Genomic DNA, 25,729 nt, shown 5'->3' with positions numbered 1-25,729 from the left:
CATGTGGGGACGGCGCGCGCTGCTGCTGGCGGGCCTCGCCCCGCGCCCGGCCCTGGCCGAGGGGCTTTCGGCGATCGAGGCGCGGGTGGGCGGACGGCTCGGCGTCATGGCGCGGCAGGGCGGCCGCCTCATCGCCCATCGCGGCCGGGAGCGCTTCCCCATGGCCAGCACCTTCAAGGCGCTGCTCGCCGCCGCCGTGCTGGCCCGCGCGGAGGCCGGCGCGCTCTCGCTCGACCAGCGCCTGCCCATCCCGCGCGAAGGCCTGGTTGCCTGGTCGCCCGTGACCGAGACGCGCCGGGGCGAGGCGATGCGGCTGGACGAGCTTTGCGCCGCCATCATGACCATCAGCGACAACACGGCGACGAACCTGCTGCTGGGCGTGCTGGGCGGCCCGGAGGGGCTGACGGCCTGGCTGCGTTCCATCGGCGATGACGCGACGCGGCTCGATCGCATGGAGCCCGCGCTGAACGAGGCGCGCCCGGGCGATCCGCGCGACACCTCCACGCCCGCGGCGATGGCGGCCACGCTGTCGCGCCTCGCGCTCGGGGATGTGCTGCGGGCGGAAGGCCGTGCCCGCTGGCTCGGCTGGCTCGAAGCCAACACCACGGGCGGGGCCCGGCTGCGCGCGGGCGTGCCGGCCGGCTGGCGTGTGGGGGACCGCACGGGCGGCGCGGCGCATGGCACCAGCAATGTGGTGGGCCTGCTCTGGCCGCCGGGCGGGGCTGCGCCCTGGGTCGTCGCCGCCTTCCTCACGGAGTCGCAGGCGCCGCCCGCCGCGCGTGACGCGGCCTTGGCCGATGTCGCAAGGCTGGTCACCGCGCTGGAGGCTTGACGTCCGCCGCCCGTCATGCTGCCCAACGCCATGACCAGCACCCCCGCCCAGCACGACCGCATCCTCATCCTCGATTTCGGCAGCCAGGTGACGCAGCTCATCGCGCGCCGGCTTCGCGAGTCGGGCGTCTATTGCGAGATCTGGCCCTACAACGCGGCCCCCGAGGCGCGCATCCGCGCCTTCGCGCCCAAGGGCATCATCTTCTCCGGCGGGCCGGCCAGCGTGACCGAGGGCGAGAGCCCGCGCGCGCCGGATTATGCCTTCGCCTCGGGCCTGCCCATCCTCGGCATCTGCTACGGCCAGCAGACGCTGGCGCATCAGCTGGGCGGCACGGTGGAGGGCGGGCATGCGCGCGAATTCGGCCGCGCCGTCGTCACCGTCACGGGCGATTGCCCGATCACCCAGGGCGTCTGGGCCAAGGGCGCCCAGGAGACGGTGTGGATGAGCCATGGCGACCGCATCACCGTGCTGCCGCCCGGCTTTCGCGTGGTGGCCGAGAGCGAGGGCGCGCCCTTCGCGCTGATCGCCGATGACGCGCGCCGCTACTACGGCACGATGTTCCACCCCGAGGTGGTGCACACGCCCCATGGCGCGGCGCTGCTGCGCAACTTCACCCATGGCGTCTGCGGCTGCACCGGTGATTGGACCATGGCCGGCTACCGGGCCGAGACCATCGCCAAGATCCGCGCCCAGGTGGGCAAGGGCCGCGTCGTCTGCGGGCTTTCGGGCGGCGTGGATTCCTCGGTGGCGGCCGTGCTGCTGCATGAGGCGATCGGCGACCAGCTCACCTGCATCTATGTCGATCACGGGCTGATGCGCGCGAACGAGAGCGCGCAGGTGGTGAAGACCTTCCGCGACCGCTTCAACATCAAGCTGGTGCATCGCGACGCGAGCGAGCTCTTCCTCGGCCAGCTCTCCGGCGTCACCGACCCCGAGCAGAAGCGCAAGATCATCGGCCGCCTCTTCATCGAGGTCTTCGAGGAGGAGCAGAACAAGATCGGCGGCGCCGATTTCCTGGCGCAGGGCACGCTCTACCCCGACGTGATCGAAAGCGTCTCCGCCACCGGCGGGCCTTCGGTGACGATCAAGTCCCACCACAATGTGGGCGGCCTGCCCGAGGGCATGCGGATGCAGCTGGTCGAGCCGCTGCGCGAACTCTTCAAGGACGAGGTGCGCGTGCTGGGCCGCGAGCTCGGCATCCCCGAGGAGATCGTGGGCCGCCACCCCTTCCCCGGCCCGGGGCTCGCCATCCGCATCCCGGGCGAGGTGACGCGCGAGAAGGCGGACCTGCTGCGCCAGGTGGACAGCATCTACCTGGAGGAGATCCGCGCCGCGGGCCTCTACGACACCATCTGGCAGGCCTTCGCCGTGCTGCTTCCGGTCCGCACCGTGGGTGTCATGGGCGATGGCCGCACCTATGACATGGCCTGCGCGCTGCGCGCCGTGACCAGCACGGATGGCATGACGGCGGAGTTCTACCCCTTCGACATGGGCTTCCTCGGCCGCGTCGCGAACCGCATCGTGAACGAGGTGCGCGGCGTGAACCGCGTGACCTACGACATCACGAGCAAGCCGCCGGGCACGATCGAGTGGGAGTGACCAAGCCTCCCTTGCCGGTCAAGCAAGCGAAACCCTAGCCTCGCCCCCGGGCGGAAGCATCGCCACGACGCACCCGCCCCGAGGAAACGCAGGAGGCGAGGATGTGCAACTGGTGCGCGCGGTCGCGGATCGCCGAGGCGCTGACCGCCGGCATCACCCCCGGCCGGCGCCGGTTCATGGCCGCCGCGGCGGGCGCCGCCCTCGCGGCCCAGGCGCCCGCCGCGGCCCAGACCGCCCCAGCCCAGACCGCCCCGGCTCAGACCGCCCCGGCCCCGCGCGCCGAGGCCATCTTCCGCAACGGCAGGATCCATCCGATGACCGGCGCGCCCCCGCTGGAGGCGCTGGCCATCGGCGGCGGCAGGATCCTCGCCGCCGGCACGGCCGCCGAGGCCGCGGCGCTGGCCGGGCCTGGAACGCGCATGGTGGATCTGGGGGGCCGCGCGCTGTTCCCGGGCTTCATCGACCCGCACAACCACACCGTCCTGTCCAGCCTGTTCGACGCGCTGCTGGTGAATATCGGCTTCTTCCGCTGCCGCACGAAGGCCGATGCGCTGGCCGCCATGCGCGCCACCGCCGCGCGCGCCGCGCCCGGCGCCTGGATGGCCTTCGGCTTCTACGACAACCTGCTGCAGGGCGGCGATCTCTCGATGGCGGAACTCGACGCCATCTCCACCACCAGTCCGATCTTCGTGCTCTACGTGAACGGCCATGTCGGCGCCGGCAACAACCTCGCCTTCCAGCGCGCGGGCGTGACGCGCGAGACAGGCCCCCTGCCCGGCGGCGGCTTCTTCGGGCGCGGCGCGGATGGCGCGCTGAACGGCCTGATCTACAACGAGCCCGCCCTGCTGCGCTTCGCCGGCCAGGCCGTGCCGCGCCCCGATGCCGCGGCGATGACCCGCGCGATCGAGGCCTATGCGCACAAGGCCGCCGCCGCCGGGCTGACCGCGCTCCACGAGCCCGGCACGGTGAAGCCGGAATGGATCGGGATGCTGGCGCAGCTCTCGAACCGCCTGCCCATCCGCCTCAGCGCCAGCTTCTCGACGGACATGATCGAGGCAAGCAAGCCCTTCGCAGCCCTCGGCCCCGCGCACCGGGCGCGGCATGTGCCCGACAGCCGCCTCTCGCTCTACGGCATGAAATACTGGGGCGACGGCTCCAACCAGGCGGAGACGGCGGCGCAGACGCGGCCCTACCTCAACTCCACCGCGCGCGGCACGCTGGGCTACAGCCAGGCGCAGGCGGTCGCGCTGTGCACCGCGGCGAAGGAGGCGGGCTGGAGCATCCTGATCCACTCGCAGGGCGATGCCGCGATCGACCAGGCGCTGGACGCGATCGCGACGGCCTATGGCGCGAACCCGCCGACCGGCGTGAACCGCATCGAGCACGCCACCATGGCGCGGCCCGACCAGATCGCCCGCATGAAGCGGCTGGGCATCGAGGCGAGCTTCATGACCGACTTCATCCACCTCTACGGCGCCGACTACCGCGACAAGCTCTTCGGGGCGGAGCGCGCGGCGTTCATGTGCCCGGTCGGCGCCGCGGCGCGCGCGGGCGTCGGCCATTCGCTGCACACCGACAATCCGGCGGCCGGCATGCCCCTGAACCCGCTGCGCCTGGTGCAGACGGCGGTGACGCGGCGCTGCATGGTGGATGGCTCGGTCCTCGGCCCCGACATCACGCTCAGCGTGGATGAGGCGCTGCGCGGCATCACCATCAACGCCGCGCGGCAGATGGGCCTGGGCGAGATGCTGGGCACCCTGGCGCCCGGCAAGGCGGCCGACCTGACCATCCTGCAGGGCGACCCCTATGCCACGGATCCCGCGAAGCTCGCGGAGATCCAGGTGAGCGAGACCTGGGTCGCGGGGGAGAAGGCATTCGGCTAGGGCAGGCAGGCGCGGCGCGGATCTTCGCCGCGCCAGGGCCTGCCCAAGCCTCAGTGCAGGGTGCGGCCCGCGCGCAGCGCGATCACCTGGCCGCGCCGCGGCAGCGCCAGCCCCGCCTCGGCGATGGACAGCGCGAAGCGCCTGGCCGCGAGCAGCGCCGGGGCCGTCGCCTCATCCGGCAGCCAGTCGCCGAGGATCTCGAGCGCCGGCAGCGCCTCGCCCGATTGCAGCGCGGTGACGAGGCGCAGCATCAAGGCCTCATCGTCGCCGAGTGCGGGGCAGCGGCAGCAATGCACGTCGATCATCCGCTTCGCCTGCGCGGCGATGACCGACATCAGGCCGTCGAAGGCGACCATCGCCGGCGCGCCCAGCCGGGCCAGGCGGAACAGCTCGCGCCAATCCGGGTGCACCTCGCCCGGGTGCATGTGCGGCGCGACCCAGGCCCGCAAGGCGGCGGTGACGAAGAGCTCGGCCGCGTCGAGGTCCATCGCGCCGCGCCGGCCATGCGCCGGGGCATGCGCGGCGCAGGCCCCGGGGCGGGGTTCGGGCAGCGGCGGCTCCGCATTCGGGTCGAGCAGGAAGGGAGAGAGGGGGAGCTTCGGCATGGGGTGACCTCCAGGGCTGGTTCGAGTATATTGAGAATGATAATCGTTCGCAATAACTCATCCGACCCGACAGGAGCCCCCATGCCTGACAGCCTCCCGACACTCCCGCCCGCGCTCGCCGCGCTGCTCGCCCGCGCCTCCGTCCCGCCGCGCCAGCTGGGCGAGCCCGGGCCCGATGCCGCCGCACTGGACCGCGCCGTGGCCGCCGCTCTCCGCGCGCCCGACCATGGCGGGCTCAGGCCCTGGCGCTTCGTCCTCATCGCCGGCCCGGCGCGGGTCGCGCTGGGCGGGCTGCTCGCCGCCTCCCTCGCGCGGCGCGACGCGGCCACGCCGCCGGAGCGGCTCGAGCTTGAGCGCGCCAAGCCGCTGCGGGCGCCGCTGGTCATCGCCGCCGGCGCCGTCCTGCGCCATGATCACAAGGTCCCGCTCTGGGAGCAGGAGGCCACGGCGGCGGCCGGGACGATGAACCTGCTGAACGCGCTCGACGCGCAGGGCTACGGCGCGATCTGGCTTTCCTCTGCCGCGCTGGGCGACCCGGAGGTGAAGCGCGCCCTCGGCTTCGCGGAGCGGGATGCGCTGCTGGGCTGGATCTATGCCGGCACGCCCAGGGGAGAGCGGCCGCGCCCGGAGCGGGCCGACCCCGCGCCGCACCGGCGCTGGTGGTCCGGGCCATGACCGGCCCGTCACCCACCGAGGTGGCGCGGCCGCCCCGGCCGACGCAACCTCATGCCCTCTCCCACGGGGGCGTGGTCCGCCTGGAGCATGATGCGCTGAGGCGGACCCGCCGAGACGCTGGATCATCCTCCCGGCCAAGGCCGGACCATGCGGCGTGAACGCGTGTGGACCCAGCGTGGCCTAGCCGGGTGTCGCGCCCCGCATCCAGCCCGGCGGCCGCATCCGCCCCTGCTGGACCGTCATGCCCAGCAGCAGCAGCCCCGTCCCCGTGCAGAGGATGAAGGCGATGATCGAGGATTCGAGGCCAAAGCTTCCCCCCGTCAGCAGTTCCGGGCCCGCGACGCTGGCGCGGATCAGCCCCGGGTCGCTGTCCCCGCCCGAGACGATGCCCGAGAAGATCGCCGATTGCGTGTAGTTCCAGGACATGTGGAAACCCATGCTCATCCAGAGGCGCCGCGTCAGCAGATAGGCGGCGCCCAGCAGCAGCCCGGCCTCGATGCTGATGAAGAGCGCGCCCATCAGCGTGCCGGCGGGGTTGAGCAGATGGGTGAAGCCGAAGACCAGCGCGGAGAGCACCAGCGCGATCCAGCTGCCGAGATGCTCCTCCAGGATGCGCATCAGCGCGCCGCGGAAGATCAGCTCCTCGAAGACGCCGGAGCTGAGCGCCATGGCAAGCGCCGGCAGCAGGAAGGAAGCGGGGTTCAGCCCCTCGATCCGGTAGATGCCGAGCGCCATGAGCAGCAGCACCGAGGAGGTGTAGAGCGCCGCCCCCACCATCGCGCCCATCGCCCATTCGCGCCCCATGCCGGGGAACGAGAGCTCGCCCGGCGCGCGGCCCTCCACCCAACGGACGAAGCCCGCATAGAGGGCGAGCGCCAGCGTCACCATGCCGGCCGTGACCGCCAGCGCCGTGAGCGGCCTGGCCGCGAGGTCCTCCATGAAGCCGTTGTTCACCATCATCAGCCAGAAGAGGCCGCCGCCCAGCAGCGGCAGCCGGATCACCGGCAGGCGCAGGATCCGCCGCCACGCGGCGGGCCTCGGTTCGGCGATGTCCTGCATGGTCGGCTCCGGCTGGTCGCATGCGAGGCTATGGGGCCGCCCGCCGGCCTGTCCACCCGCCGCTTGGCGCGGCCCGGCTTCGATGCGACATAGGCCCGATGATCACGCTCCATGGCATCAAGAACTGCGACACCATGAAGAAGGCCCGCGCCTGGCTGGATGCGCGCGGCGTGGCCTATGCCTTCCACGACTACAAGACCCAAGGCATCGCCCCCGCGACGCTTGCGGCCTGGGTGCAGGAACTCGGCTGGGAGGCGCTGCTGAACCGGGCGGGCACCACCTTCCGCAAGCTGCCCGACGCCGAGAAGCAGGGCCTCGACGCCACGCGCGCCATGGCGCTGATGCTGGCGCAGCCCTCGATGATCAAGCGCCCCGTGCTCGACCTCGGCCCGCGCCGCCTCGTGGGCTTCAGCCCGGAGGCCTACGCGAAGGCGCTCGGCTGATCCGGTTTCGCTTGGCGCGGCCGGCCAGCGCGGGATAGGCTCCGCCCCAAGACCCCGAGGCCCACGGTTCTGTGGCCCGAGGTTCTGAGGAAGGACAAAGAGGATGCAGGAGAACGCCGCCCCCGCGCGGAAAGAGGTGTCCGGCCGCGGCAAGTTCCTGGCCTTCGGCATCATCGGCATCGGGCTGATCGTCTCGATCTTCATCGAGAAGTTCGGCGCGCCGGAGAGCCACCGCAACATCCCCTACATCCTGGCCGGCGCCGTGGTGCTCGCCATCGGCATTCCCATGGCCTTCTACCGCAAGCCCGTCCGGTAATTCGCTTGACGGCCGGCGCGCCGGCCGGAAGATGAACGCCGCGTCATCCCGAGGAGAGACCGATGCTGCGTTCCGCCCTGCTGGCCACCTGCATGCTGGCCGCCGGCCTGGCCGCCGCCCAGGCCCCGGCCCAGGCCCAGCCCCAGCCCCAGCCCACGCGCACGCTGACCATCGGCATGGCCGGCATTCCGACGGGCATGGACCCGCACTACCACTCCTCCAACAACAACAACGCGCAGCTGCGGCAGATCTTCAATCCGCTGCTGGATCTCGACACGCAGAGCCGCATCTTCCCCGTGCTGGCCGAGAGCTGGCGCAACATTGACGACCTCACCTGGGAATTCCGCCTGCGCGAGGGCGTGCGCTTCCATGACGGCACGCCCTTCGAGGCGGAGGACGTCGCCTTCTCCTTCGCCCGGGTGCCGCAGGTGCCCAATTCGCCGGGCCCCTTCACGCCGATGGTCCGCACCATCGCCGAAGTCCGCATCATCGACCCGCGCACCATCCATGTGATCACGCGCGAGCCGGCCCCCTTCTTCGACCGCGACATCACCGCGATCATGATCCTCTCGCGCCGCATCCACGCGAATGCGGTGCTGGGCGACTTCAACCAGGGCCGCGCGCTGATCGGCACCGGCGCCTACCGCCATGTCAGCTACGCCCAGGGCGAGCGGCATGAATTCACCCGCAACCCGGATTTCTGGGGCCCCCGGCCCGCCTGGGATCGCGTGATCACCCGCTACATGACGAACAACGGCGCCCGCGTCGCCGCCCTGCTCGCCGGCGATGTGGACCTGATCGACGCCGTGCCGGTGCAGGATGTGCAGCGCCTCTCGCAGGACCCGCGCCTCGCCGTCTTCACGGCGGACAGCATCACCACCTCCTACCTCATGCCCGACACGGTGCGGGACCAGGCGCCCTTCGTGACCGACAAGCAGGGCAACCCGCTGCCGCGCAACCCGCTGCGGGACCTGCGCGTGCGCCAGGCCATCTCGCTCGCCATCCCGCGCGAGGCGATCGTGAGCCGCCTGCTCGTGGGCCAAGGCCGCGCGGCCGAGCAATTCGCCGCCCCCGCTTTGCCCGACCGCGTGCAGGGCCTGCCGCCGATGGCGACCGACCTCGCCCGCGCCCGCGCCCTGCTGGCCGAGGCGGGCTTCCCGGATGGCTTCCGCATGACCATCCATGGCCCCAACGGCTTCATCCCCTCCGATGCCGACATCCTGCAGGCCATCGCCCAGGGGCTGACGCGCATCGGCATCGAGACGCGCGTCGAGGTGCTGCCGCCGGCCAATTTCTTCACCCGCGCCACCGCCCGCGAATTCGGCATGTTCATGACGACCTTCACCACCTCCACCGCCGCCAACATGCTGCGCCAGGTGGTGGCGACGCGCGATCCGGTGACCGGCTTCGGCCCCTTCAACCGCCAGCATTATTCCAACCCAGCGGTGGATGCCCCGCTCTCCGAGGCGCTGCGGACCATGAACCCGGAGCGGCGCCTCGCACTCACCGCGCAGGCGATGCGGGCCGCGACCGATGATCTCGGGGTGATTCCGGTGCACTATCTCCGCGTGAGCTGGGCAGCGCAGCGGGCGCGTGTGCGTTACGATGCGAGCCCCATCTGGTACACCAACGCTTTGCTGGCCTCGCCCGCGGAGTGACACATCCGAGGTAAGTCCATGCCCGACAAGTCCATCCGCAACCGCCTCAGCGACGCCGTGGACCGCGCCTTCGACGAGCAGGTCCGCTTCCTGGCCGACATCGTCCGCCACCCCTCGCTGCGCGGGCGCGAGGCGCCGCTGCAGGACCACATGGCGCGCTGGTTCAACGCGCGCGGCTACAGCGTGGACCGCTTCTCGCTCGCCGATGTCCCGCTCGCCGAGCACGCCAAGGCGAGCCCCATGGTGGATGTGGACCCCGCCGGCTCCTTCCAGGTCGTCGCTTCGCGGCGCTGCGCCTCGCCCACCGGCCGCAGCCTCATCATCCAGGGCCATATCGATGTCGTGCCCGAGGGCCCGGCCGAGATGTGGAGCTTCCCGCCCTATGGCGGCACGGTGAAGGATGGCTGGCTCTACGGCCGCGGCGCGAATGACATGAAGGCCGGCGTCTCGGCCATGTGCTTCGCCATGGAGGCGCTGCGCGGCGCGGGCTTCGCCCCGGCCGCCGATGTCCACCTGCAGACCGTGACCGAGGAGGAGAGCACCGGCAATGGCGCGCTCGCCACGCTGCTGCGCGGCTACCGCGCCGAGGCCTGCCTGATCCCCGAGCCGACCGGCGGCACCATCACCCGCGCGCATACCGGCACGATGTGGTTCCGCCTCAAGGTGCGCGGCGTGCCCGTGCATGTCGCGGTCGCGCAATCGGGCAGCAATGCGATCATGAGCGCCTATCACCTGATCCAGGCGCTGCAGGAGCACACCCGCGCGCTGAACGAGGTGGCGAAGACCCACCCCTGGTACGCGCAGGTGCAGGACCCCATCAAGTTCAACCCGGGGCAGATCCGCGGCGGCGACTGGGCCAGCTCCACGCCGGCCTGGTGCGAGGTGGATTGCCGCATCGGCCTCTTGCCCGGGCAGGACGTGGCCGAATGCCAGCGCGGCGTGGAGCAGGCGGTGGCCGCCGCCGCGCGGGGCGACCATTTCCTCTCCAACAACCCGCCCGAGGTGCAGTGGCACGGCTTCCTGGCCGATGGCTTCGTCCTCGAGCCGGGCAGCGAGGCCGAGGCGATCCTGGCCGAGGCGCATCGCGCGGCCTTCGGCACGGAGATGGGGGCCCGCATCACGACCGCGGTGAACGACACGCGATTCTACGGCCTGTATTTCGACATGCCGGCCCTCTGCTACGGCCCGAAGGGCGAGAACAACCACGGCTTCGACGAGCGCACCAACCTCGAGCAGCTGCGGACCACCACCCTCGCCATGGCCTGCTTCATCGCCGATTGGTGCGGCCTGCAGCCCCTGGAATAGGCCCGGGGGCGGTCCCAAGGCTCGAGGTTTTCCCGCCCTCGGGCGCCGCGCCGCGGGTGCGCCGGTCCCGGCATGCGGTTTGGCGGCGCCGGCCGCTGTGCGGCCGGATGGGCTTGGGAAGGTGTTTCCCGCCCTCAGGCGCCGGGCGCGGCCTTCGGCCGGGACGGCCGGATGGGTTGGGGAGACGCTTCTCCCGATTCTATCCCCAGCCCCCCGCCCCCTGTGGATTCGGGGGATGGTTTCCCCCCACCCCGCATTCCCGCTTCCCCCCATATCCTGTGGCTGCCATGACACACCCGTCGCGCTTCTCGATGGACGCCGGCGCCAGCCTGGGATATGAACGAAACTAGAACATCGGCAGAGTTACAAGACTTTCCCGCGGCGGAAGGAAGCGCCCCGCAACCACAGCATGTGGTGGCCGTTCACCCCGCGCTGTCTATATGTAGTTGCCGAGAGGATGGGTTTCAGGCATATCGCTGAGCCGGGGATTTGAGGGGGAAGTACCGTGTTCGATGCCGTTCAGCTTCAGGGCCATTTCCAGGTGCAGGTGGATCGCAGCCGCGACTCCCTGCTGACGGATTTCGGGCGCGCGACGCTCGATGACCGCTACCTCCTGCCGGGCGAGTCCTACCAGGACCTCTTCGCCCGCGTGGCATCCGCCTATGGCGATGACGCGGCGCATTCGCAGCGCCTCTATGACTACATCAGCAAGCTCTGGTTCATGCCGGCGACGCCCGTGCTGTCCAATGGCGGCACCACGCGCGGCCTGCCCATCTCCTGCTTCCTGAATGAGGCGAATGACAGCCTCGACTCCATCGTCGGCCTCTGGAACGAGAATGTCTGGCTCGCCTCCAAGGGCGGCGGCATCGGCTCCTACTGGGGCAATCTCCGCTCGCTGGGCGAGAAGGTCGGCCAGAACGGCAAGACCTCGGGCATCGTGCCCTTCATCCGCGTGATGGACAGCCTGACGCTCGCCATCTCCCAGGGCTCGCTGCGCCGCGGCTCGGCCGCCGTGTATCTCCCCGTCTCCCACCCGGAGATCGAGGAATTCATCGAGATCCGCCGCCCGACCGGCGGTGATCCGAACCGCAAGGCGCTGAACCTGCACCACGGCATCCTCCTGTCGGACAAGTTCATGCGCGCGGTCGAGGCCGATGAGGCCTGGGCGCTCACCTCGCCCAAGGACGGCGCCGTGGTGCGCACCATCTCGGCCCGCTCGCTCTGGATCCGCATGCTCACCGCCCGCATCGAGACGGGCGAGCCCTACTTCATCTTCTCGGACCACGTGAACAACGCGCGGCCCGAGCACCACAAGCTCGCGGGGCTGGAGGTGAAGACCTCCAACCTCTGCTCGGAGATCACGCTCCCCACCGGCATCGACCAGCATGGCGAGCAGCGCACGGCCGTGTGCTGCCTCTCCTCGCTGAACCTCGAGACCTGGATGGAGTGGAAGGACGATCCGCTCTTCATCACCGACGTGATGCGCTTCCTGGACAACGTCCTGCAGAACTTCATCGACACCGCGCCGGACAGCATGGCCAAGGCCCGCTACTCCGCGATGCGTGAGCGTTCGGTCGGCCTCGGCGTGATGGGCTTCCACTCCTTCCTGCAAGGGATGGGCGTGCCCTTCGAGAGCGTGATCGCGAAGGTCTGGAACAAGAAGATGTTCCGCCACATCCGCACCCAGGCCGACAACGCCTCCCGCCTGCTGGCCGAGGAGCGTGGCCCCTGCCCGGATGCCGCCGAATACGGCTTCATGGAGCGCTTCTCGAACAAGATGGCGATCGCGCCGACGGCGTCCATCTCCATCATCTGCGGCGGCGCCTCGCCCGGCATCGAGCCGATCGCGGCGAACGTCTACAACCACAAGACGCTCTCAGGCTCCTACATCGTGCGCAACCCCTACCTGAAGAAGGTGCTGGAGCAGCACGGCCGCGACGACGCCGATACCTGGACGAGCATCACCGTCAGCAAGGGCTCGGTGCAGCACCTCGACTTCCTGACCGAGCAGGAAAAGGCCGTCTTCAAGACCGCCTTCGAGCTCGACCAGCGCTGGGTGGTGGAACACGCTGCCGATCGCACGCCCTTCATCTGCCAGGCGCAATCGCTCAACCTCTTCCTGCCCGCGAACGTCCACAAGCGGGACCTGCACCAGATCCACATGATGGCGTGGAAGAAGGGCGTGAAGTCGCTCTACTACTGCCGCAGCCTCTCCATCCAGCGCGCCGACACGGTGAGCGAAAAGGTGGTGGGCCAGAGCGACGTGATGACGCGCCACAAGGATGACGCGGTGCTGCCGCTGCAAGCACCGGCACCGGCGAGCACCAATTATGAAGAGTGCCTGGCCTGCCAGTGAGAAGTCATGGGAGGGCTCTGCCCTCCCATACCCTCCCGGCAGGAAACACGTTTCCTGCACCTTCATTTGATTGATATTTTACCGACTAAATCTTTGACTTGGGCCTTGCGGTTTCCAGGGCCGGACCAAGTTCAACGAAGGTCCAGGAAACTGAGTTTCCTGGCGGGGTTTCAGGGGCGGAGCCCCTGACGTTCAACACCACCAATCCGGGGCAAAGCCATGGCTGACGGCATTTCGATCGACGAGCTTCCCGTGAAGTTCGACCTCCTGACCTCCAACCCGGTCTACAAGCCCTTCCGCTACCCCTGGGCCTATGAGGCCTGGCTGCAGCAGCAGCGCATCCATTGGCTGCCGGAGGAGGTGCCGCTCGCCGATGACGTGAAGGATTGGCAGAAGAACCTGACGCCCGGTGAGAAGAACCTGCTGACGCAGATCTTCCGCTTCTTCACCCAGGCGGATGTCGAGGTGAACAACTGCTACATGAAGCAGTACAGCCAGGTCTTCAAGCCGACCGAAGTGCTGATGATGATGTCGGCCTTCTCGAACACCGAGACGATCCACATCGCCGCCTACAGCCACCTGCTCGACACCATCGGCATGCCCGAGACCGAGTACACCGCCTTCCTCAAATACAAGGAGATGAAGGACAAGTACGACTACATGCATGCCTTCTCGGTGGACAACAAGGTCGAGATCGCGAAGACACTGGCCGCCTTCGGCGCCTTCACCGAGGGGCTGCAGCTCTTCGCCTCCTTCGCCATCCTCATGAACTTCCCGCGCTTCAACAAGATGAAGGGCATGGGCCAGGTCGTCTCCTGGTCGGTGCGTGACGAGACGCTGCACTGCCTCTCCGTCATCCGCCTCTTCCGCACCTTCGTGCAGGAGAACCCCGAGATCTGGACCGAGGAGCTGCGCCGCGACCTCTACCTGATCTGCGCCACCATCGTGGACCACGAGGACGCCTTCATCGACCTCGCCTTCGAGCTGGGCGGCGTGGAGGGCCTCACGGCCGAGGATGTGAAGAAGTACATCCGCTTCATCGCCGATCGCCGCCTGCAACAGCTGGGCCTCGAATCCCTCTACCACATCGAGAAGAACCCGCTGCCTTGGCTGGATGAGATGCTCAACGCCATCGAGCACACGAACTTCTTCGAGAACCGCGCGACGGAATACTCCAAGGCCTCGACCGAAGGTTCGTGGGAGGAGGCCTTCGCCGACGGCACCTTCACCTCGGCCCAGCCCGAGGGCGCGATCGAGCTCGACGCCCGGCACTGACGGGGGTCAGCCCCGCATGGGGCACGATTGAAGACATGGCGGCGGAGGGCTAACTCCCCGCCATGCTTCGCATCATCCGCTTTTCCAGCATCTTCCTCCTGGCGCTCGTCGCCGGCATCTGGGCCTATGCCTGGGTGAGCAAATCCCCCCAGGAAACCCTGGGCGAGGCCTTCGCCAACCGGCTGGCCGGCGTCTTCGGCCAGGAGATGACGGCGCCCACCGCCAGCGGCGGCGGCATGCAGCTCCCCGCCGGCATGTCCCTCGGCGGGCCCTTCGAGCTGGTGAACCAGGCGGGCCGCACCGTCACCGAGCGCGACTATGCCGGACGCTGGCTGCTGGTCTATTTCGGCTTCACCTATTGCCCCGACATCTGCCCGACCGAGCTCGGCACCATCGCGGCCGCCCTCGATTCGCTCGGCCCCCAGGGCGAGCAGGTGACGCCGGTTCTCATCACCATCGATCCGCAGCGCGACACGCCGGCCCAGCTGGCGGACTACGTTTCCCGCTTCCATCCGCGCATGGAGGGCCTGACCGGCACGCCCGAGCAGATCGCCGCCGCCGCGCGCCGCTACCGCGTCTATTACGCCCGCGTGCAGCGCCCCGACATGACGGACTACGTCATGGACCACTCCAGCTTCATCTATCTCGTCGGCCCGGATGCGAGGGTGCGCGCGCTGTTCCGCCCGGAAACCAGCCCCGAGGCCATCGCCGCGGCGGTCCAGGCGCAGCTCCGCGCGCCGCGAAACCCCGGCTCGTGAGGCTTGGCGAGCATCCCCGATCTGGCGCATAACCCTCCCATGATCGTGGTCGCCGTTGCGACCGCAAAAGGAGTTTCGCATGGCGGAAGATGACGACCGCACGGAAGGGATGGAGGAAGCCGCCCGCGCCGGCGCGGCCCCCCGCCAGGGCCGCCGCCTCTCGGACAAGATCCTGGTCGCCTTCCATCAGGCCTGTGACCAGGCCGATTTCGAGGTGGCCGAGCAGCTGCTCCGTGTGCTGGAGATGATGCTGACGCGCCGCCCGGTCTCGCCCGACATCAACCGCCGCCGCAACATCGAGACGCTGGTGGCGGCGCATGAGCGTCTTTGGCACCTCCGCCATCCGGAGGCGGATGGCGAGCAGTAGCGCCACCTTGCCTTTCCCCCCGTGATGCGCCTCCAATGCCGCATGCACGGGATTCGATCCAGGATTGAGACGCTGCCATGAGCGGGCCAACGCGGCTCGCCCTGGTCGAGGATGATCCGCTGCAGCGGCGGATCGTCAGCGAATATCTGGCGCAGCACGGCCTGCGCCCGGCCACCTTCGCCTCGGGCGCGGAGTTCAAGCGCGAGCACGCGCAATCCCTGCCCGACCTCGCGCTCTTCGACGTCCATCTGAACGAGGCGGAGGACGGCTTCGCCCTCGCCCGGTGGGCGCGCGCCCGCTCCTCGCGCATGGGCATCATCATGCTGACCGCGGCGGGCGACACGGTGGACCGCGTGGTGGGCCTCGAATCGGGCGCCGATGACTACGTCACCAAGCCCTTCGAACCGCGCGAGCTGCTGGCCCGCATCAAGGCCCTGCTGCGCCGCGCGGCCGAGGCGCCGCCGCCGCCGCCCCTGCTGACCGAGATGCGCGTCGGCACCGCGCGCCTCAACCTGGAGCGCCGCGTTCTGATCCTGGCCGACGGCACGGAGGATGCGCTCTCGGCCAGCGAGTTCGACCTGCTGGCGCTGCTGGTGAAGCACCCCAACCGCCCGCTTACCCGCGAATGGCTGCTGGAGACGGCGGCGCATCGCGAGGCCGAGGTCTTCGACCGCGCGATCGACAACCGCATCATGCGCCTGCGCCGCAAGATCGAGGCCGACCCCTCCAAGCCCGAGGCCATCCGCTCGGTCCGCGGCGTGGGCTACATCTTCGTCCCCCCCAAGGACTGATCCGCCATGCGCTTCCAGGGCAGGACCGTGCTCATCACCGGCGCGGGCTCGGTCGGGCCTGGCTGGGGCAATGGCCGCGCCGCCGCCGTGGGTTTCGCGGCGGAAGGCGCCCAGGTCATCGGCGTGGACCGCGACCCGGCGGCCATGGCCGAGACGGCGGCGCGCATCGCCGAGGCCGGCGGTCGCTTCGAGGCGCTGACCTGCGACGTGACGGACCATGCGGCCATCGCGGCCATGGTCGCGGACGTGGCCGCGCGCCATGGCGCGATCCATGTGCTGGTGAACAATGTCGGCGGTTCGGCCCGCGGCGGCCCGGTGGAGATGAGCGAGGAGGTCTGGGACCTCCAGATCGACCTCAACCTGAAGAGCGTCTTCCTCACCTGCAAGCATGTGCTGCCGCGCATGGTGGAACAGGGGGGCGGCGCGATCGTGAATCTCGCCTCCACCTCCGGCACGCGTTGGACCGGCGCGGCGCAGGTCGCCTATGCGGCCTCCAAGGCGGCGGTGATCCAGTTCTCCCGCGTCGTCGCCGTCGAATACGCGGGGCGCGGCGTGCGGGTGAACACGGTGGTGCCCGGGCAGATGCACACGCCGATGGTCGAGGCGCGGCTCGCCGGCCAGCGCACGGGCGGGGATGTGGCCGCGCTGCTCGCCCAGCGCCTGCGGCGCATCCCGCTCGGCTTCGCCGGCGATGGGCGGGACACGGCGGCCGCCGTGCTCTTCCTCGCCTCCGAGGAGGCGCGCTTCATCACCGGCACGGAGCTGGTGGTGGATGGGGGCATGTCCGCCCGCTGCGACTGAGCGGGCGCGCCCCCTTCCCTCAGCCGGCCAGCGCCGCCGCCACGCGCCGGGCGAAATCAGCCGGGTCGCGCGGCGAGTCGCCATCCTGCAAACGGGCCAGGTCGAAGATCAGCCCGGCCTGTTCGGCCAGCGCCGCATCGTCGAATTCCCCTTCCGCCAGCTTGCGGATCAGCGCGTGGCGCGGGTTCACCTCCAGCACGGGCAGGCCGCCCGCGAAGCCGCGCCCCGCCCGCCGCAGCAGCCGCTGCATGGCGAGGTCGGGGCCGAATTCGCCGGCCGCCAGCACCGCCGCACTCTCCACCAGGCGGTCCGTCGCCCGCACCTCGGAGACATGCTCGGAGAGCGCCGTCTTCAGCCGCTCCAGCAGGGCCGAGACATCCGGGGCGGCCTCCTCGCCCTCGGCCGGTGTGAGCTTGGCCGCGCCCTGGGTGATGCTGCGGATCGGCTTCTCCTCGAAGCTGCCGAGGCGCTCAGGCCAGAAGGCGTCGATCTGGTCGGAGAGCAGCAGCACCTCGAGCCCACGCGCGCGATACCCCTCGAGCTGCGGGGACTTGGCCAGCGCCGCCGCATCATCGCCCACCAGGATATGGATCGCCTCCTGCCCCTCCTTCATGCGGGAGACGTAGTCGGCGAGCGAGGTCCAGCCCTCCACCGCGGTCGAGCGGAAGCGCAGCAGGGCCGCCACATCCTTCTGGTGCTCGCCCGGCTCCCAGACGCCCTCCTTCAGGACGGTGCCGAAATTCTCCCAGAACTTGGCGTAGCCCTCGGCATCCTTCGCCTTGCTCTTCAGCTCGGAGAGCACGCGGTTGGTGACGGCGCGGCGGATGCGCGCCAGCACGGGTGTGGCCTGCAGCATCTCGCGCGAGACGTTGAGCGGCAGGTCCTCCGTGTCCACCACGCCCTGCACGAAGCGCAGGAAGGGCGGCAGCAGCTCCGCCTCGTCGGTGATGAACATGCGGCGCACATGCAGCCGCACCGGGCTCTTGCGCTCCTCCTCCACCGCCTGGAAGGGCTTCATGCCGGGGATGAAGAGCAGGGCCGAGAAATCCAGCGCGCCCTCCGCCCGCCAATGCAGCGTGGCCCAGGGGCTGTCGAACATGTGGCCGAGATGGCGGTAGAACTCGGTGTAGCTCTCCTCGCTCACCTCGGATTTCGGCTTCTGCCAGAGCGCGGTGCCCTCATTGGCCGGCTCCTCCTTCCCATCCTTCACGACCATGATGGGGATGGCGATGTGGTCCGCCCATTTGCGGATGATGGCACTCAGCCGGAAGGGCTCCAGGAACTCCTCCGCATCGGCCTTCATGTGCAGCACGATATCGGTGCCCGCATCGGCACGCTCGGCCGGCGCCAGCGTGTAGTCGCCCTTGCCCTCCGAGGCCCAGAGCCAGGCCTCCTCGGTCCCCGCGCGGCGCGAGGTGACCTCGACGCGCTCGGCCACCATGAAGGCCGAGTAGAAGCCCACGCCGAACTGGCCGATCAGGCTCGGCTTCTCGCCGGCCGGCGCTTCCGCCAGGCTTTGCGCGAAGGCGCGCGTGCCGGAACGCGCGATGGTGCCCAGATGCTGCGCCAGCTCGGCCTTGCCCATGCCGATGCCGGCATCGCTGATGGTCAGCGTCCGCGCGGCCTTGTCGGGCGTGATGCGGAGCTTGGCCTCGGCCGGCAGGGCCAGCGCCTCGTTGGTCAGCGCTTCGAAGCGGCGGCGGTCCACCGCATCGGCCGCGTTCGCCACCAGCTCGCGCAGGAAGATCTCGCGCTCCGAGTAGAGCGCATGCACGACGAGGTCGAGCAGCCGCCCCACCTCCGCGCCGAATTCGTGCCGTTCCACCGTCTCGCTCATGCTTGCCTCCAGTCAGAAGATCGGGCCGCGCGCGATATGCGTGGGGCTTTCGTGGCTTTCAACCTCCCGCGCTTGCGCGGGGGCCGGGCCGGGGCAAAGCTGCCCCGAACGACGGAGGGAGGCCAGGATGTTCGGACGGCGCACGGGCTTGGGCGTGATGGGCGCGCTGCTGGCGGCCCCCGCCCTGGCGCAGGCCTGGCCCACCCGCCCCATCCGCCTCATCGTCCCCGACACGCCCGGCACCGGCAATGACACGACGGCCCGCCTCGTCGCCCCCCTGCTGGAGGCGGCGCTCGGCCAGCCCTGGGTGGTGGAGAACCGCCCCGGCGCAGGCGGACGCATCGGCGTCGAGGCCGCCTTCCGCGCCGCGCCGGACGGCACGACCTTCCTGCTCGGCAATGCCGGTTCCAACGGCATCAACGCCGCCATCTACCGCGACCTGCCCTATGACCTACTCACCGCCTTCGATCCCGTCTCGCTGCTGGTGGTCGGCCCCAACACGCTCTTCGTGAATCCGCGACAGATTCCGGTGAACAGCGTGGCGGAGCTGATCGCCTGGGTGCGCGCGCGGCCGGGGCAGCTCAGCTACGCCTCGGCCGGCATCGGCTCCTCGGCGCACATGTCCATGGCGCTCTTCCTGAACCGCACCGGGCTCGACATCCAGCACGTGCCCTATCGGGGGGCCGCCGGCCTGGCCCAGGCCGTCGTCACGGGCGAGGCGCCGGTCGCCTTCGCCAATCTCGTGAACATCATGCCCCAGGCGCGCAGCGGCGAGGTGCGGCTGCTCGCCGTCACCTCCCGCACGCGCGATCCCGGCCTGCCGGAGATCCCCAGCATGGAGGAAGCGGGCCTGCCCGGCTTCGAGACGCTGGCCTGGAACGCCCTCTTCGCCCCGCGCGGCACGCCGGGCGGAATCCGCGAAAGGCTGGGGCGCGAACTGGCGAAGCTGCGGGAGGATGCGACGCTGGCCGAGCGCATCCGCCTGCTCGGCGGCGCGCTGGTGGTCTCCACCCCGGCCGAGCTGCGGGCCCGGGTCACGGCCGATATCGGCCAATGGCGCCGGCTGGCCGAGGCCGCGAACATCCAGGCGCAGTGACCATGCGGATCGCCGCCGTCGAGTTCCTCGGCGTGAATGTCACGCCCAAGACCAACTGGTCCTTCCTGCTGCTCCGCACCGAATCCGGCCTGACCGGCACGGGCGAATGCACCCTCTCCGACCATGAGGCTGGCCTCGCCGCCGAGGCCGCGCGGCTCGCGGCCCGCCTCACGGGGGAGGATGCGGCTTCCCGCAACCGCCTGGCCCGCCTGCTGCCGCATGCGCCGGGCGGCCTGGTCACGCACAGCCTCGTCTCCGCGCTGGAACAGGCGCTGTGGGACCTGGCGGGGCAGGAAGCGGGCCGGCCCATCCATGCCATGCTGGGCGGCGCCCTGCGCCCCGCCGTGCCGCTCTACGCCAACATCAACCGCGGTGCCGATCCCCGCACGCCGGAGGGCTTCGCCACCGCCGCGCGCCGCGCCGTGGCGGCCGGCTTCCGCGCCGTGAAGCTCGCCCCCTTCGAGCCGATGGTCTGGGAGGATGCCGCCAACCCCGGCCAGCGCGCCGCCTATGCGGAGGGCCTCGCCCGCATCGCCGCCGTGCGCGAGGCCGTGGGCCCTGACCTCAACGTGATGGTGGACGCGCATTGGCGCTTCTCGCCCGGCGGCGCGGCCGGCTTGATCCGCGACCTCGCGCCCCTCAACCTCTTCTGGCTGGAATGCCCCGTCGCCGAGGCCAACCACGCCGAGATCCGCCGCCTGCGCGGCCTCGCCAATGAACGCGGCATGCGCCTCGCCGGCGCCGAGACGCTGGCCGGCCTCGCCGCCTATCGCACCGTCATCGAGGCCGGCTGCTACGACGTGCTGATGCCCGACATCAAATACGCGGGCGGGCATGAGGAGATCCGCCGCATCGCGGCCCTCGCCCAGACCGCCGGCATCGAGATCGCGCCGCACAACCCGACCGGGCCCATCTGCCACGGCCACTCCGTGCAGCTCTGCGCGACGCTGCCCAACCTGCTGCCGCTGGAAGTGCAATTCGGCGAGACGGAGCGCTTCTTCACCATGACCACGGGCGCGGACCAGCGCTTCCTCCAGGGCGCGGCCCCGCTCCCCGCCGCGCCTGGCCTTGGGCTCGCGCTCGATGAAGCCGGCGCGCGCGCCACGCCCTGGCAGCCCATGGCGCGCCCCTGGCTCGATCCGCGCCTCGGCTGACCATTGCCGCCCAGGCCCGTTCAGCGCCACCATCATCCTCCAGAAGGAGAATCCCCATGCACCAGCCCGACCCGAACATCCGCCTCGCCGCGCTGGAAGCCGTGGTCTCCCGCCTGCTCGTCGCCGAAGCCCGGCAATCACCCGACCCCGCCGGCATGCTCGATCAGTTCGCCGGCCGCATGCGGCGCGAGGCGGAAAGCCACCCTATGGCGAGCGACGACCCGCGCGACAGGCTGGCCCTGGCGGCGGCGCTGCTGCAGCTCGTCACGCTCGCCAAGGAAAAGCTGATCACCGAGTAAGAAAAAGGGCCTCCGGCGGCTGGGGCCGAAAGGCCCCAGACCCCAATCAGCGGACCCGTGCCAACAGACGACGGGCGCGCTCGACCACCGGCAGATCAATCATCGCGCCTTCGAAGGCGACCGCGCCCTGGCCCCCGGCCAAGGCCGCCTCGAACGCCGCGATCAGGCGCCGCGCACGATCCACCTCCGCCGGCGCGGGGCCATACTCCTCGTTGATGATCGGCACCTGCGCCGGATGAATGCAGGAGGCGCAGCCAAACCCCAGCCGCCGCGAGCGCCGCAGCGATTGCCGATACGCCTCCAGATCCGAGAAATCCGCGAAGGCCCCGATCGAACCCATGGGCAGGATCCCCGCCCCACGTGCCGCGGCCACGCACATCATCCCGAACACGTAGAGCGAATCCGCCCCCGGCACCGCCTCGAGCTCGGTCGAGAGATCCTCGCTCCCCACGCCCAGCCCCGCCATGCGCGGATCAGCGCCCGCGATGGCCACCAGGTTCGGCAAGGCCTGCGGCGTCTCCACCACGCCGATGAAGCGCGTATGGCCCACCGGCAGGCCCAGCGCCGCCTCGCGCACCGCCACCACCTCGCTCAGCAGCTTCACATGCTCGGCGCCCATCACCTTGGGCAGCATGAGCACCGACACCTCCGGCATGACCGCCGCCGCGATGTCGGGGATGCTCATCTCCAGCGGCCGGTTGATCCGCACGCAGACATCGGCCCCCGCCTGGCCCACCCGCTTGGCGGCGGCCGGCAGGGCGGCCCGCGCCGCATCCTTGCCCTCCGGCGGGATGCTGTCCTCCAGGTCCAGGATGATGACATCCGCGCCGCGGGTATGCGCCCGCGCCACGAATTTCTCCGCGCTCGCCGGGACGAAAAGCAGCGAGCGCCAGTTGGGTGCGGGCATCAGCTCAATCCCTCGAAGGCGGCGCCACTCGCCAGCATGGCCTCGATCGCGGCCTCGTCATGGCCCAGCTCGCGCAGCACCTCGCGCGTGTGGCGGCCGAGCTGTGGCGCGGGCAGCACCTCCTCGCGCATGCCGCCGCTGAAGCTGTTGGGCACCTTGGTGCGGCGGATGCGCCCCTCGGTCGGGTGATCGTCGAAATGCCAGAAGCCGACCTCGGCCAGATGCGGGTCCTCCAGCAGGTCATCAATCTCGTTATAGGGCCCCGCCGGCACGTCGGCCTTGGCGAAGATCTCCAGCCACTCCGCCGTCGTCTTCGTCGCCAGCGCCTCCACCTGAACGCGGAAGTAATCCGGCGCGTTCTGGGTGCGCGTCAGCGCCGTCCTGAAGCGCGGGTCGTCCTTCAGCTCCGGCTTGCCGATCGCGTCGAAGAAGGCGAAGGCTTGGCGGTTGTTGTTGGGCCGGACGGTCAGGTAGCCATCCTTCGTCGGCAGCGGGCGGTAATCGGGCGAGAGCAGCCGCGCATCGCCGCTCGGCCCCTCCGGCGGGTCGAAGGTCGCGGCCCCCAGATGCTCGCTCATGACGAAGCTCGCCATGTTCTCGAACATCGGCACCTCGATCGCCTCGCCCACCCCGGTCCTCTCGCGCCGATACAGCGCGAAGCCCACCGATTGCGCGGCGATCAGCCCCGTCGTGTGGTCGGTCATCACCATGGGCACGAAGCGCGGCTCGCCCGTCGCGCGGTGGAAGGTGCCGGCCACACCCGAGAGCGACTGGATGATCGGGTCATAGGCCGGCCGGTTGTAGTAGCGCCCACCCCGGCCGAAGGCGACGATGCCGCAATGGATCAGCCGCGGGTTCAGCGCATGCAGCGAGGCGAAGTCGAGCCCCGCGCGCTCCAGCCCCTGCGGCCGCACATTGGTCACGAACACGTCAGCCTTGGCCAGCAGCGCCTTCATCGCGGCGAGCCCCTCGGGCTGCTTGATGTCGAGCCCGATGCTGCGCTTGTTGCGGTTGAAGTTGATGAACTTCCCGCTCATCGCGGGCGTGCGGCTGCCGGCCGCGAGGAAGCGCAGGATGTCCCCCCCCGGCGCCTCCACCTTGATCACATCCGCACCCTGGTCGGCCAGCGTCCGCGTCGCGATCGGCCCCACCACCACCGTGGTCAGGTCCACCACCTTCACGCCATCCAGCGGGCCGCTCATGCGAAGTCGAGCTCCATCTCGGCGCAGAGCTTGCCATCCTGATCCGCGACCCAGGCGCGCATGCGCCCGCCCTCCAGCGCGCCGCCGGCCAGCGTGATCTTCGCGCCCACATAGATCGGCCGCGTCAGCCGCGCGGTGTAACCCGTGAGGCGATGGCCCGGCGTATTCTCCACCGCCGCATCCAGCAGCAACTGCATGGTCAGCCCGCCATTCTGCACCAGCGCCGGATAGCCCTCCGCCTGCCGCGCGTAATCCGCGTCGTAATGGATGCGATGCGCGTTCCAGGTCACCGCCGAATAGCGGAAGACCAGCGCGTTGGAGACCTGCGCCGTGCGGCTCCAGGCCGCCCCCTCCGGCGCGGGCGTGCCGGGATTGACCGGGGAGGGCGTGCCGGGCGGCACCGCCTCGCGGTAGATGGCGTCGAACTCATCCACCGCGATCACCGCCCCGCCGACCAGGTAGGTGTGGCGCATGGTCAGCACGCAGATGGTGCCGGTGCGCGCCTGCTTGGGCTCGATCGCCGCGACCTCGGCCCGCTTCGTCAGCGCATCGCCGACGCGCAGCGCGCCCGGCAGCGTCACCCGCCGCCCCGCCCCCATGCGGCGCGGCAGCGGGATGGGCGGCAGCGTCACGCCCGGCTCCGGATGGCCATCCACGCCGATATCGCCCTGGCGCGCGCTCTCCTGCGCGAAGAGCGAGACCCAATGCGGCGGCAGCGGGGTGCCGCGCGGATAGGCATCAGGGTCCAGATCCAACATGGCGGCGATGCGGCGCAGCATGCTGGGCGAAACGTCGTCCTCGATGGTGCGGACGCGGCCCAGCCAATCCTGGCGCACCTTCTCGATGGCGATCACGAAATCCATACGGGTCTGGTCCTATTCGGCGACGAGGTTGAGGCGGCGGATCAAGGGCGCCCATTGGTCATGCGCGGCCCGGATGGTCCGCAGGAAATCGGCGGGCGTATTGGGCGGCGCGGGGTCGGCCCCCACGCGCGCATAGGCGGCCTGCACGCGGGGGTCGCGCAGCGCATCGTTCAGCGCCTCCGAGATGCGGGCAATGGCCTCGGGCGGCGTGCCGGCCCGCGTGGTGAGGCCGAAATAGGAGGAGCCGGTGAAGCCCGGCACCGTCTCGCCCATGGTCGGCACGCCCGGCCAGTTCTCCCGCCGCGTGGCGCTGGTGACGGCGAGCGCGCGGATGCTGTTCTGCCCACGCACCGTCTCGGCCTCGGGCAGGCCCAGGCAGCGCGCATGCACCCGGCCCGAGAGCAGGTCCGTCATCGCCTGGGTGCTTTGCCGGTAGGGCACATGCACCATGTCGAGCCCGAGCCGCGCGCCCAGATCCTCCATGATGAGATGCGTGATGGCGCCCACCCCCGCCGAGGCATAGGTGAAGCGCCCCGGATTGGCGCGGATCCAGGCGATGAGGCCGGGGAAATCGGCGGCCGGGATCGAGTTGTGCACCAGCAGCACGTTGCTGGTGGAGCAGAAATGCCCGATCGGCGCGAAGTCGCGCTCCCAGTCATAGCCCAGCGCCCGGTACATCAGCGCATTCACGCCGCTGTTCGTGCCCATGGTGGCGACCATCATCGTGTAGCCATCGGGCGTCGCGCGGGCCAGCGTCTCGGCCGCGAGGTTGCCCGCACCGCCCGGCCGGTTGTCGGCCAGGACCACCTGGCCCAGCCGCTGCGTCAGCGCCTCGGCCGTGACGCGGGAGACGATGTCGGTCTGCCCGCCGCCGCCGAAGGGCACCAGCAACCGGATGCTGCGCTCGGGAAAGGCGGCATGCGCGAGGCCGGGGGCCGCGAGCCCGGCCAGCAGAACGGCGCGACGCGTGGCGCTCATGCGTCTTCCTCCCATGTGTTTTGCGGCATTCTTTCCCCGATCGGCGCGGGGGCCAAGGGGTGCCCCTGGTCAAGCGGCAGGGCGCGCTTCACCCTCCGCGCACCGACACGGAGGAAACCCATGGCCCGCCTGCCCTATCTGAACCCCGAGGACCTGGCCGAGGAGGATCGCCCGCTGCTCAAGCGGATGATCACGCTGCATCGCTGCCTGGTGAACAGCCCGGGTGCGGCGCGCGCCTTCGGGGGCCTCGGCCAGTATATCCGCTATGGCGCGAAGCTGGATCCGCGCCTGCGCGAACTCGCCATCCTGCAGGTCGGCTGGCTGGCGCGCTCGCCCTATGAATGGTCGCACCATGTGAAGATCGGCCACGACTTCGGCGTGACCGATGCCGATATCGAGGCGCTGATCGCCGAGACCGATGGGCGCCCCAACAGCCTGGAGCCGCTGGCCAGGCTGGTGCTGAAAGGCACGCGCGAGGTCTATGCGGGCGGCATGAGCGAGGCGACCTTCCGCGAACTCCAGGCCCACCTCACGAACGAGCAGATGGTGGACCTGACGGTCACCGCCTCCTTCTACTGCGCCGTGGTCCGCACGCTGGCGAGCCTCGCGATCGACGTGGAGCCGGAATACCAGCCCTACCTCGACCGCTTCCCCTTCCCGGCCTGAAGCG

General features: G+C 70.3%; 25 protein-coding genes. 18 read left to right on the top strand and 7 right to left on the bottom strand.

All coding sequences use genetic code 11. The annotated features are described in order from the left end of the window. Position 1 precedes the first annotated feature (1 nt). From bla to R9Z33_RS08355, 3 genes are all read left to right on the top strand, one after another. Positions 2 to 832 carry a class A beta-lactamase gene (gene bla / locus R9Z33_RS08365; RefSeq protein ID WP_318650835.1) on the top strand — a complete coding sequence of 277 codons (831 nt, stop codon included), beginning with the start codon at positions 2 to 4 and terminating at the stop codon, positions 830 to 832. Positions 833 to 862: 30 nt separating this feature from the next. Continuing rightward, positions 863 to 2,431 carry a glutamine-hydrolyzing GMP synthase gene (gene guaA / locus R9Z33_RS08360; protein ID WP_318650834.1) on the top strand — a complete coding sequence of 523 codons (1,569 nt, stop codon included), beginning with the start codon at positions 863 to 865 and terminating at the stop codon, positions 2,429 to 2,431. Between the two features lie 101 nt (positions 2,432 to 2,532). Then, positions 2,533 to 4,314: an amidohydrolase gene (locus tag R9Z33_RS08355; protein ID WP_318650833.1), complete on the top strand. Its 1,782-nt coding sequence runs from the start codon at positions 2,533 to 2,535 to the stop codon at positions 4,312 to 4,314. Positions 4,315 to 4,364: 50 nt separating this feature from the next. Here the strand turns inward: R9Z33_RS08355 and R9Z33_RS08350 are convergent, their stop codons facing one another. Further along, on the bottom strand, positions 4,365 to 4,919 hold the full coding sequence (locus R9Z33_RS08350) for a hypothetical protein (RefSeq protein WP_318650832.1): 555 nt from the start codon (positions 4,917 to 4,919) through the stop codon (positions 4,365 to 4,367). An 81-nt stretch (positions 4,920 to 5,000) separates the two neighbouring features. On the opposite strand from R9Z33_RS08350, the gene R9Z33_RS08345 reads away from it, so the two are divergent. After that, positions 5,001 to 5,594 (top strand): nitroreductase family protein, encoded by a 594-nt coding sequence (locus R9Z33_RS08345; protein ID WP_318650831.1) that lies wholly within the window; start codon positions 5,001 to 5,003, stop codon positions 5,592 to 5,594. 180 nt (positions 5,595 to 5,774) lie between these two features. Here the strand turns inward: R9Z33_RS08345 and R9Z33_RS08340 are convergent, their stop codons facing one another. Beyond that, positions 5,775 to 6,653: a CPBP family intramembrane glutamic endopeptidase gene (locus tag R9Z33_RS08340; protein ID WP_318650830.1), complete on the bottom strand. Its 879-nt coding sequence runs from the start codon at positions 6,651 to 6,653 to the stop codon at positions 5,775 to 5,777. Positions 6,654 to 6,751: 98 nt separating this feature from the next. On the opposite strand from R9Z33_RS08340, the gene R9Z33_RS08335 reads away from it, so the two are divergent. From R9Z33_RS08335 to R9Z33_RS08290, 10 genes are all read left to right on the top strand, one after another. Next, positions 6,752 to 7,096, top strand: a complete 345-nt coding sequence (locus tag R9Z33_RS08335; protein WP_404830664.1) for an ArsC family reductase — start codon at positions 6,752 to 6,754, stop codon at positions 7,094 to 7,096. A 103-nt stretch (positions 7,097 to 7,199) separates the two neighbouring features. Then, a complete protein-coding gene (locus R9Z33_RS08330; protein WP_318650829.1) occupies positions 7,200 to 7,412 on the top strand; it encodes a hypothetical protein in 213 nt (70 codons plus the stop codon). A gap of 62 nt (positions 7,413 to 7,474) precedes the next feature. Continuing rightward, positions 7,475 to 9,070 carry an ABC transporter substrate-binding protein gene (locus R9Z33_RS08325; protein ID WP_318650828.1) on the top strand — a complete coding sequence of 532 codons (1,596 nt, stop codon included), beginning with the start codon at positions 7,475 to 7,477 and terminating at the stop codon, positions 9,068 to 9,070. A gap of 18 nt (positions 9,071 to 9,088) precedes the next feature. Next, the gene (locus tag R9Z33_RS08320) at positions 9,089 to 10,375 is read left to right on the top strand and encodes an ArgE/DapE family deacylase (protein WP_318650827.1); all 1,287 of its coding nucleotides are present in this window, start codon (positions 9,089 to 9,091) and stop codon (positions 10,373 to 10,375) included. A 505-nt stretch (positions 10,376 to 10,880) separates the two neighbouring features. Further along, positions 10,881 to 12,731, top strand: a complete 1,851-nt coding sequence (locus R9Z33_RS08315) for a ribonucleoside-diphosphate reductase subunit alpha (RefSeq protein ID WP_318650826.1) — start codon at positions 10,881 to 10,883, stop codon at positions 12,729 to 12,731. Between the two features lie 219 nt (positions 12,732 to 12,950). Next, a complete protein-coding gene (locus R9Z33_RS08310) occupies positions 12,951 to 14,006 on the top strand; it encodes a ribonucleotide-diphosphate reductase subunit beta (RefSeq protein WP_318650825.1) in 1,056 nt (351 codons plus the stop codon). A 62-nt stretch (positions 14,007 to 14,068) separates the two neighbouring features. Then, the gene (locus tag R9Z33_RS08305; protein ID WP_318650824.1) at positions 14,069 to 14,764 is read left to right on the top strand and encodes an SCO family protein; all 696 of its coding nucleotides are present in this window, start codon (positions 14,069 to 14,071) and stop codon (positions 14,762 to 14,764) included. 79 nt (positions 14,765 to 14,843) lie between these two features. Beyond that, positions 14,844 to 15,131 carry a hypothetical protein gene (locus R9Z33_RS08300; RefSeq protein ID WP_318650823.1) on the top strand — a complete coding sequence of 96 codons (288 nt, stop codon included), beginning with the start codon at positions 14,844 to 14,846 and terminating at the stop codon, positions 15,129 to 15,131. Between the two features lie 77 nt (positions 15,132 to 15,208). Continuing rightward, positions 15,209 to 15,922, top strand: a complete 714-nt coding sequence (locus R9Z33_RS08295; RefSeq protein WP_318650822.1) for a response regulator transcription factor — start codon at positions 15,209 to 15,211, stop codon at positions 15,920 to 15,922. Between the two features lie 6 nt (positions 15,923 to 15,928). Continuing rightward, the gene (locus R9Z33_RS08290) at positions 15,929 to 16,723 is read left to right on the top strand and encodes an SDR family NAD(P)-dependent oxidoreductase (RefSeq protein ID WP_318650821.1); all 795 of its coding nucleotides are present in this window, start codon (positions 15,929 to 15,931) and stop codon (positions 16,721 to 16,723) included. 19 nt (positions 16,724 to 16,742) lie between these two features. Here R9Z33_RS08290 and htpG read toward each other — a convergent pair whose 3' ends face one another. Further along, the gene (htpG, locus tag R9Z33_RS08285) at positions 16,743 to 18,560 is read right to left on the bottom strand and encodes a molecular chaperone HtpG (RefSeq protein ID WP_318650820.1); all 1,818 of its coding nucleotides are present in this window, start codon (positions 18,558 to 18,560) and stop codon (positions 16,743 to 16,745) included. A gap of 127 nt (positions 18,561 to 18,687) precedes the next feature. Between htpG and R9Z33_RS08280 the strand changes: the two genes are divergently transcribed. The 3 genes from R9Z33_RS08280 to R9Z33_RS08270 are packed head-to-tail and all read left to right on the top strand — an operon-like array spanning position 18,688 to position 21,109. Next, positions 18,688 to 19,656 carry a Bug family tripartite tricarboxylate transporter substrate binding protein gene (locus R9Z33_RS08280; protein ID WP_318650819.1) on the top strand — a complete coding sequence of 323 codons (969 nt, stop codon included), beginning with the start codon at positions 18,688 to 18,690 and terminating at the stop codon, positions 19,654 to 19,656. A gap of 2 nt (positions 19,657 to 19,658) precedes the next feature. Continuing rightward, positions 19,659 to 20,810: a mandelate racemase/muconate lactonizing enzyme family protein gene (locus R9Z33_RS08275; protein WP_318650818.1), complete on the top strand. Its 1,152-nt coding sequence runs from the start codon at positions 19,659 to 19,661 to the stop codon at positions 20,808 to 20,810. A 56-nt stretch (positions 20,811 to 20,866) separates the two neighbouring features. Further along, entirely contained in the window at positions 20,867 to 21,109 is a 243-nt protein-coding gene (locus tag R9Z33_RS08270) for a hypothetical protein (protein WP_318650817.1), read from the top strand. Between the two features lie 46 nt (positions 21,110 to 21,155). Here R9Z33_RS08270 and R9Z33_RS08265 read toward each other — a convergent pair whose 3' ends face one another. From R9Z33_RS08265 to R9Z33_RS08250, 4 genes are read right to left on the bottom strand one after another with little or no spacing between them, the layout of a single operon-like run. Then, positions 21,156 to 22,016, bottom strand: coding sequence for an HpcH/HpaI aldolase/citrate lyase family protein (locus R9Z33_RS08265; RefSeq protein ID WP_318650816.1), 861 nt, complete (start codon positions 22,014 to 22,016; stop codon positions 21,156 to 21,158). Then, positions 22,016 to 23,218 carry a CaiB/BaiF CoA transferase family protein gene (locus R9Z33_RS08260; RefSeq protein ID WP_318650815.1) on the bottom strand — a complete coding sequence of 401 codons (1,203 nt, stop codon included), beginning with the start codon at positions 23,216 to 23,218 and terminating at the stop codon, positions 22,016 to 22,018. Before R9Z33_RS08260 ends, R9Z33_RS08265 begins: the two co-directional genes overlap by 1 nt. Then, on the bottom strand, positions 23,215 to 24,081 hold the full coding sequence (locus R9Z33_RS08255) for an FAS1-like dehydratase domain-containing protein (RefSeq protein ID WP_318650814.1): 867 nt from the start codon (positions 24,079 to 24,081) through the stop codon (positions 23,215 to 23,217). Before R9Z33_RS08255 ends, R9Z33_RS08260 begins: the two co-directional genes overlap by 4 nt. Before the next feature lie 12 nt (positions 24,082 to 24,093). Then, complete coding sequence (locus R9Z33_RS08250) at positions 24,094 to 25,059, bottom strand: Bug family tripartite tricarboxylate transporter substrate binding protein (protein WP_318650813.1); 966 nt, start codon at positions 25,057 to 25,059, stop codon at positions 24,094 to 24,096. A gap of 120 nt (positions 25,060 to 25,179) precedes the next feature. Here R9Z33_RS08250 and R9Z33_RS08245 point away from each other — a divergent pair, with 120 nt between their 5' ends. After that, positions 25,180 to 25,725 (top strand): carboxymuconolactone decarboxylase family protein, encoded by a 546-nt coding sequence (locus R9Z33_RS08245; RefSeq protein WP_318650812.1) that lies wholly within the window; start codon positions 25,180 to 25,182, stop codon positions 25,723 to 25,725. Positions 25,726 to 25,729: the final 4 nt, after the last annotated feature.

The sequence above is a fragment of the Sediminicoccus rosea genome, from assembly GCF_033547095.1.
GTDB classification, from domain to species: Bacteria; Pseudomonadota; Alphaproteobacteria; order Acetobacterales; family Acetobacteraceae; genus Roseococcus; species Roseococcus rosea.
The sequence above is the reverse complement of the archived record's forward strand: the minus strand, read 5'-3'. Positions and strand labels throughout refer to the sequence as shown.

Bases quoted from the DNA above. Each gene is read 5' to 3' on its own strand.
- bla (WP_318650835.1), top strand. From the start codon at position 2: ATGTGGGGACGGCGCGCGCTGCTGCTGGCGGGCCTCGCCCCGCGCCCG.
- guaA (WP_318650834.1), top strand. From the start codon at position 863: ATGACCAGCACCCCCGCCCAGCACGACCGCATCCTCATCCTCGATTTC.
- R9Z33_RS08355 (WP_318650833.1), top strand. From the start codon at position 2,533: ATGTGCAACTGGTGCGCGCGGTCGCGGATCGCCGAGGCGCTGACCGCC.
- R9Z33_RS08350 (WP_318650832.1), bottom strand. From the start codon at position 4,919: ATGCCGAAGCTCCCCCTCTCTCCCTTCCTGCTCGACCCGAATGCGGAG.
- R9Z33_RS08345 (WP_318650831.1), top strand. From the start codon at position 5,001: ATGCCTGACAGCCTCCCGACACTCCCGCCCGCGCTCGCCGCGCTGCTC.
- R9Z33_RS08340 (WP_318650830.1), bottom strand. From the start codon at position 6,653: ATGCAGGACATCGCCGAACCGAGGCCCGCCGCGTGGCGGCGGATCCTG.
- R9Z33_RS08335 (WP_404830664.1), top strand. From the start codon at position 6,752: ATGATCACGCTCCATGGCATCAAGAACTGCGACACCATGAAGAAGGCC.
- R9Z33_RS08330 (WP_318650829.1), top strand. From the start codon at position 7,200: ATGCAGGAGAACGCCGCCCCCGCGCGGAAAGAGGTGTCCGGCCGCGGC.
- R9Z33_RS08325 (WP_318650828.1), top strand. From the start codon at position 7,475: ATGCTGCGTTCCGCCCTGCTGGCCACCTGCATGCTGGCCGCCGGCCTG.
- R9Z33_RS08320 (WP_318650827.1), top strand. From the start codon at position 9,089: ATGCCCGACAAGTCCATCCGCAACCGCCTCAGCGACGCCGTGGACCGC.
- R9Z33_RS08310 (WP_318650825.1), top strand. From the start codon at position 12,951: ATGGCTGACGGCATTTCGATCGACGAGCTTCCCGTGAAGTTCGACCTC.
- R9Z33_RS08305 (WP_318650824.1), top strand. From the start codon at position 14,069: ATGCTTCGCATCATCCGCTTTTCCAGCATCTTCCTCCTGGCGCTCGTC.
- R9Z33_RS08300 (WP_318650823.1), top strand. From the start codon at position 14,844: ATGGCGGAAGATGACGACCGCACGGAAGGGATGGAGGAAGCCGCCCGC.
- R9Z33_RS08295 (WP_318650822.1), top strand. From the start codon at position 15,209: ATGAGCGGGCCAACGCGGCTCGCCCTGGTCGAGGATGATCCGCTGCAG.
- R9Z33_RS08290 (WP_318650821.1), top strand. From the start codon at position 15,929: ATGCGCTTCCAGGGCAGGACCGTGCTCATCACCGGCGCGGGCTCGGTC.
- htpG (WP_318650820.1), bottom strand. From the start codon at position 18,560: ATGAGCGAGACGGTGGAACGGCACGAATTCGGCGCGGAGGTGGGGCGG.
- R9Z33_RS08280 (WP_318650819.1), top strand. From the start codon at position 18,688: ATGTTCGGACGGCGCACGGGCTTGGGCGTGATGGGCGCGCTGCTGGCG.
- R9Z33_RS08275 (WP_318650818.1), top strand. From the start codon at position 19,659: ATGCGGATCGCCGCCGTCGAGTTCCTCGGCGTGAATGTCACGCCCAAG.
- R9Z33_RS08270 (WP_318650817.1), top strand. From the start codon at position 20,867: ATGCACCAGCCCGACCCGAACATCCGCCTCGCCGCGCTGGAAGCCGTG.
- R9Z33_RS08265 (WP_318650816.1), bottom strand. From the start codon at position 22,016: ATGCCCGCACCCAACTGGCGCTCGCTGCTTTTCGTCCCGGCGAGCGCG.
- R9Z33_RS08260 (WP_318650815.1), bottom strand. From the start codon at position 23,218: ATGAGCGGCCCGCTGGATGGCGTGAAGGTGGTGGACCTGACCACGGTG.
- R9Z33_RS08255 (WP_318650814.1), bottom strand. From the start codon at position 24,081: ATGGATTTCGTGATCGCCATCGAGAAGGTGCGCCAGGATTGGCTGGGC.
- R9Z33_RS08250 (WP_318650813.1), bottom strand. From the start codon at position 25,059: ATGAGCGCCACGCGTCGCGCCGTTCTGCTGGCCGGGCTCGCGGCCCCC.
- R9Z33_RS08245 (WP_318650812.1), top strand. From the start codon at position 25,180: ATGGCCCGCCTGCCCTATCTGAACCCCGAGGACCTGGCCGAGGAGGAT.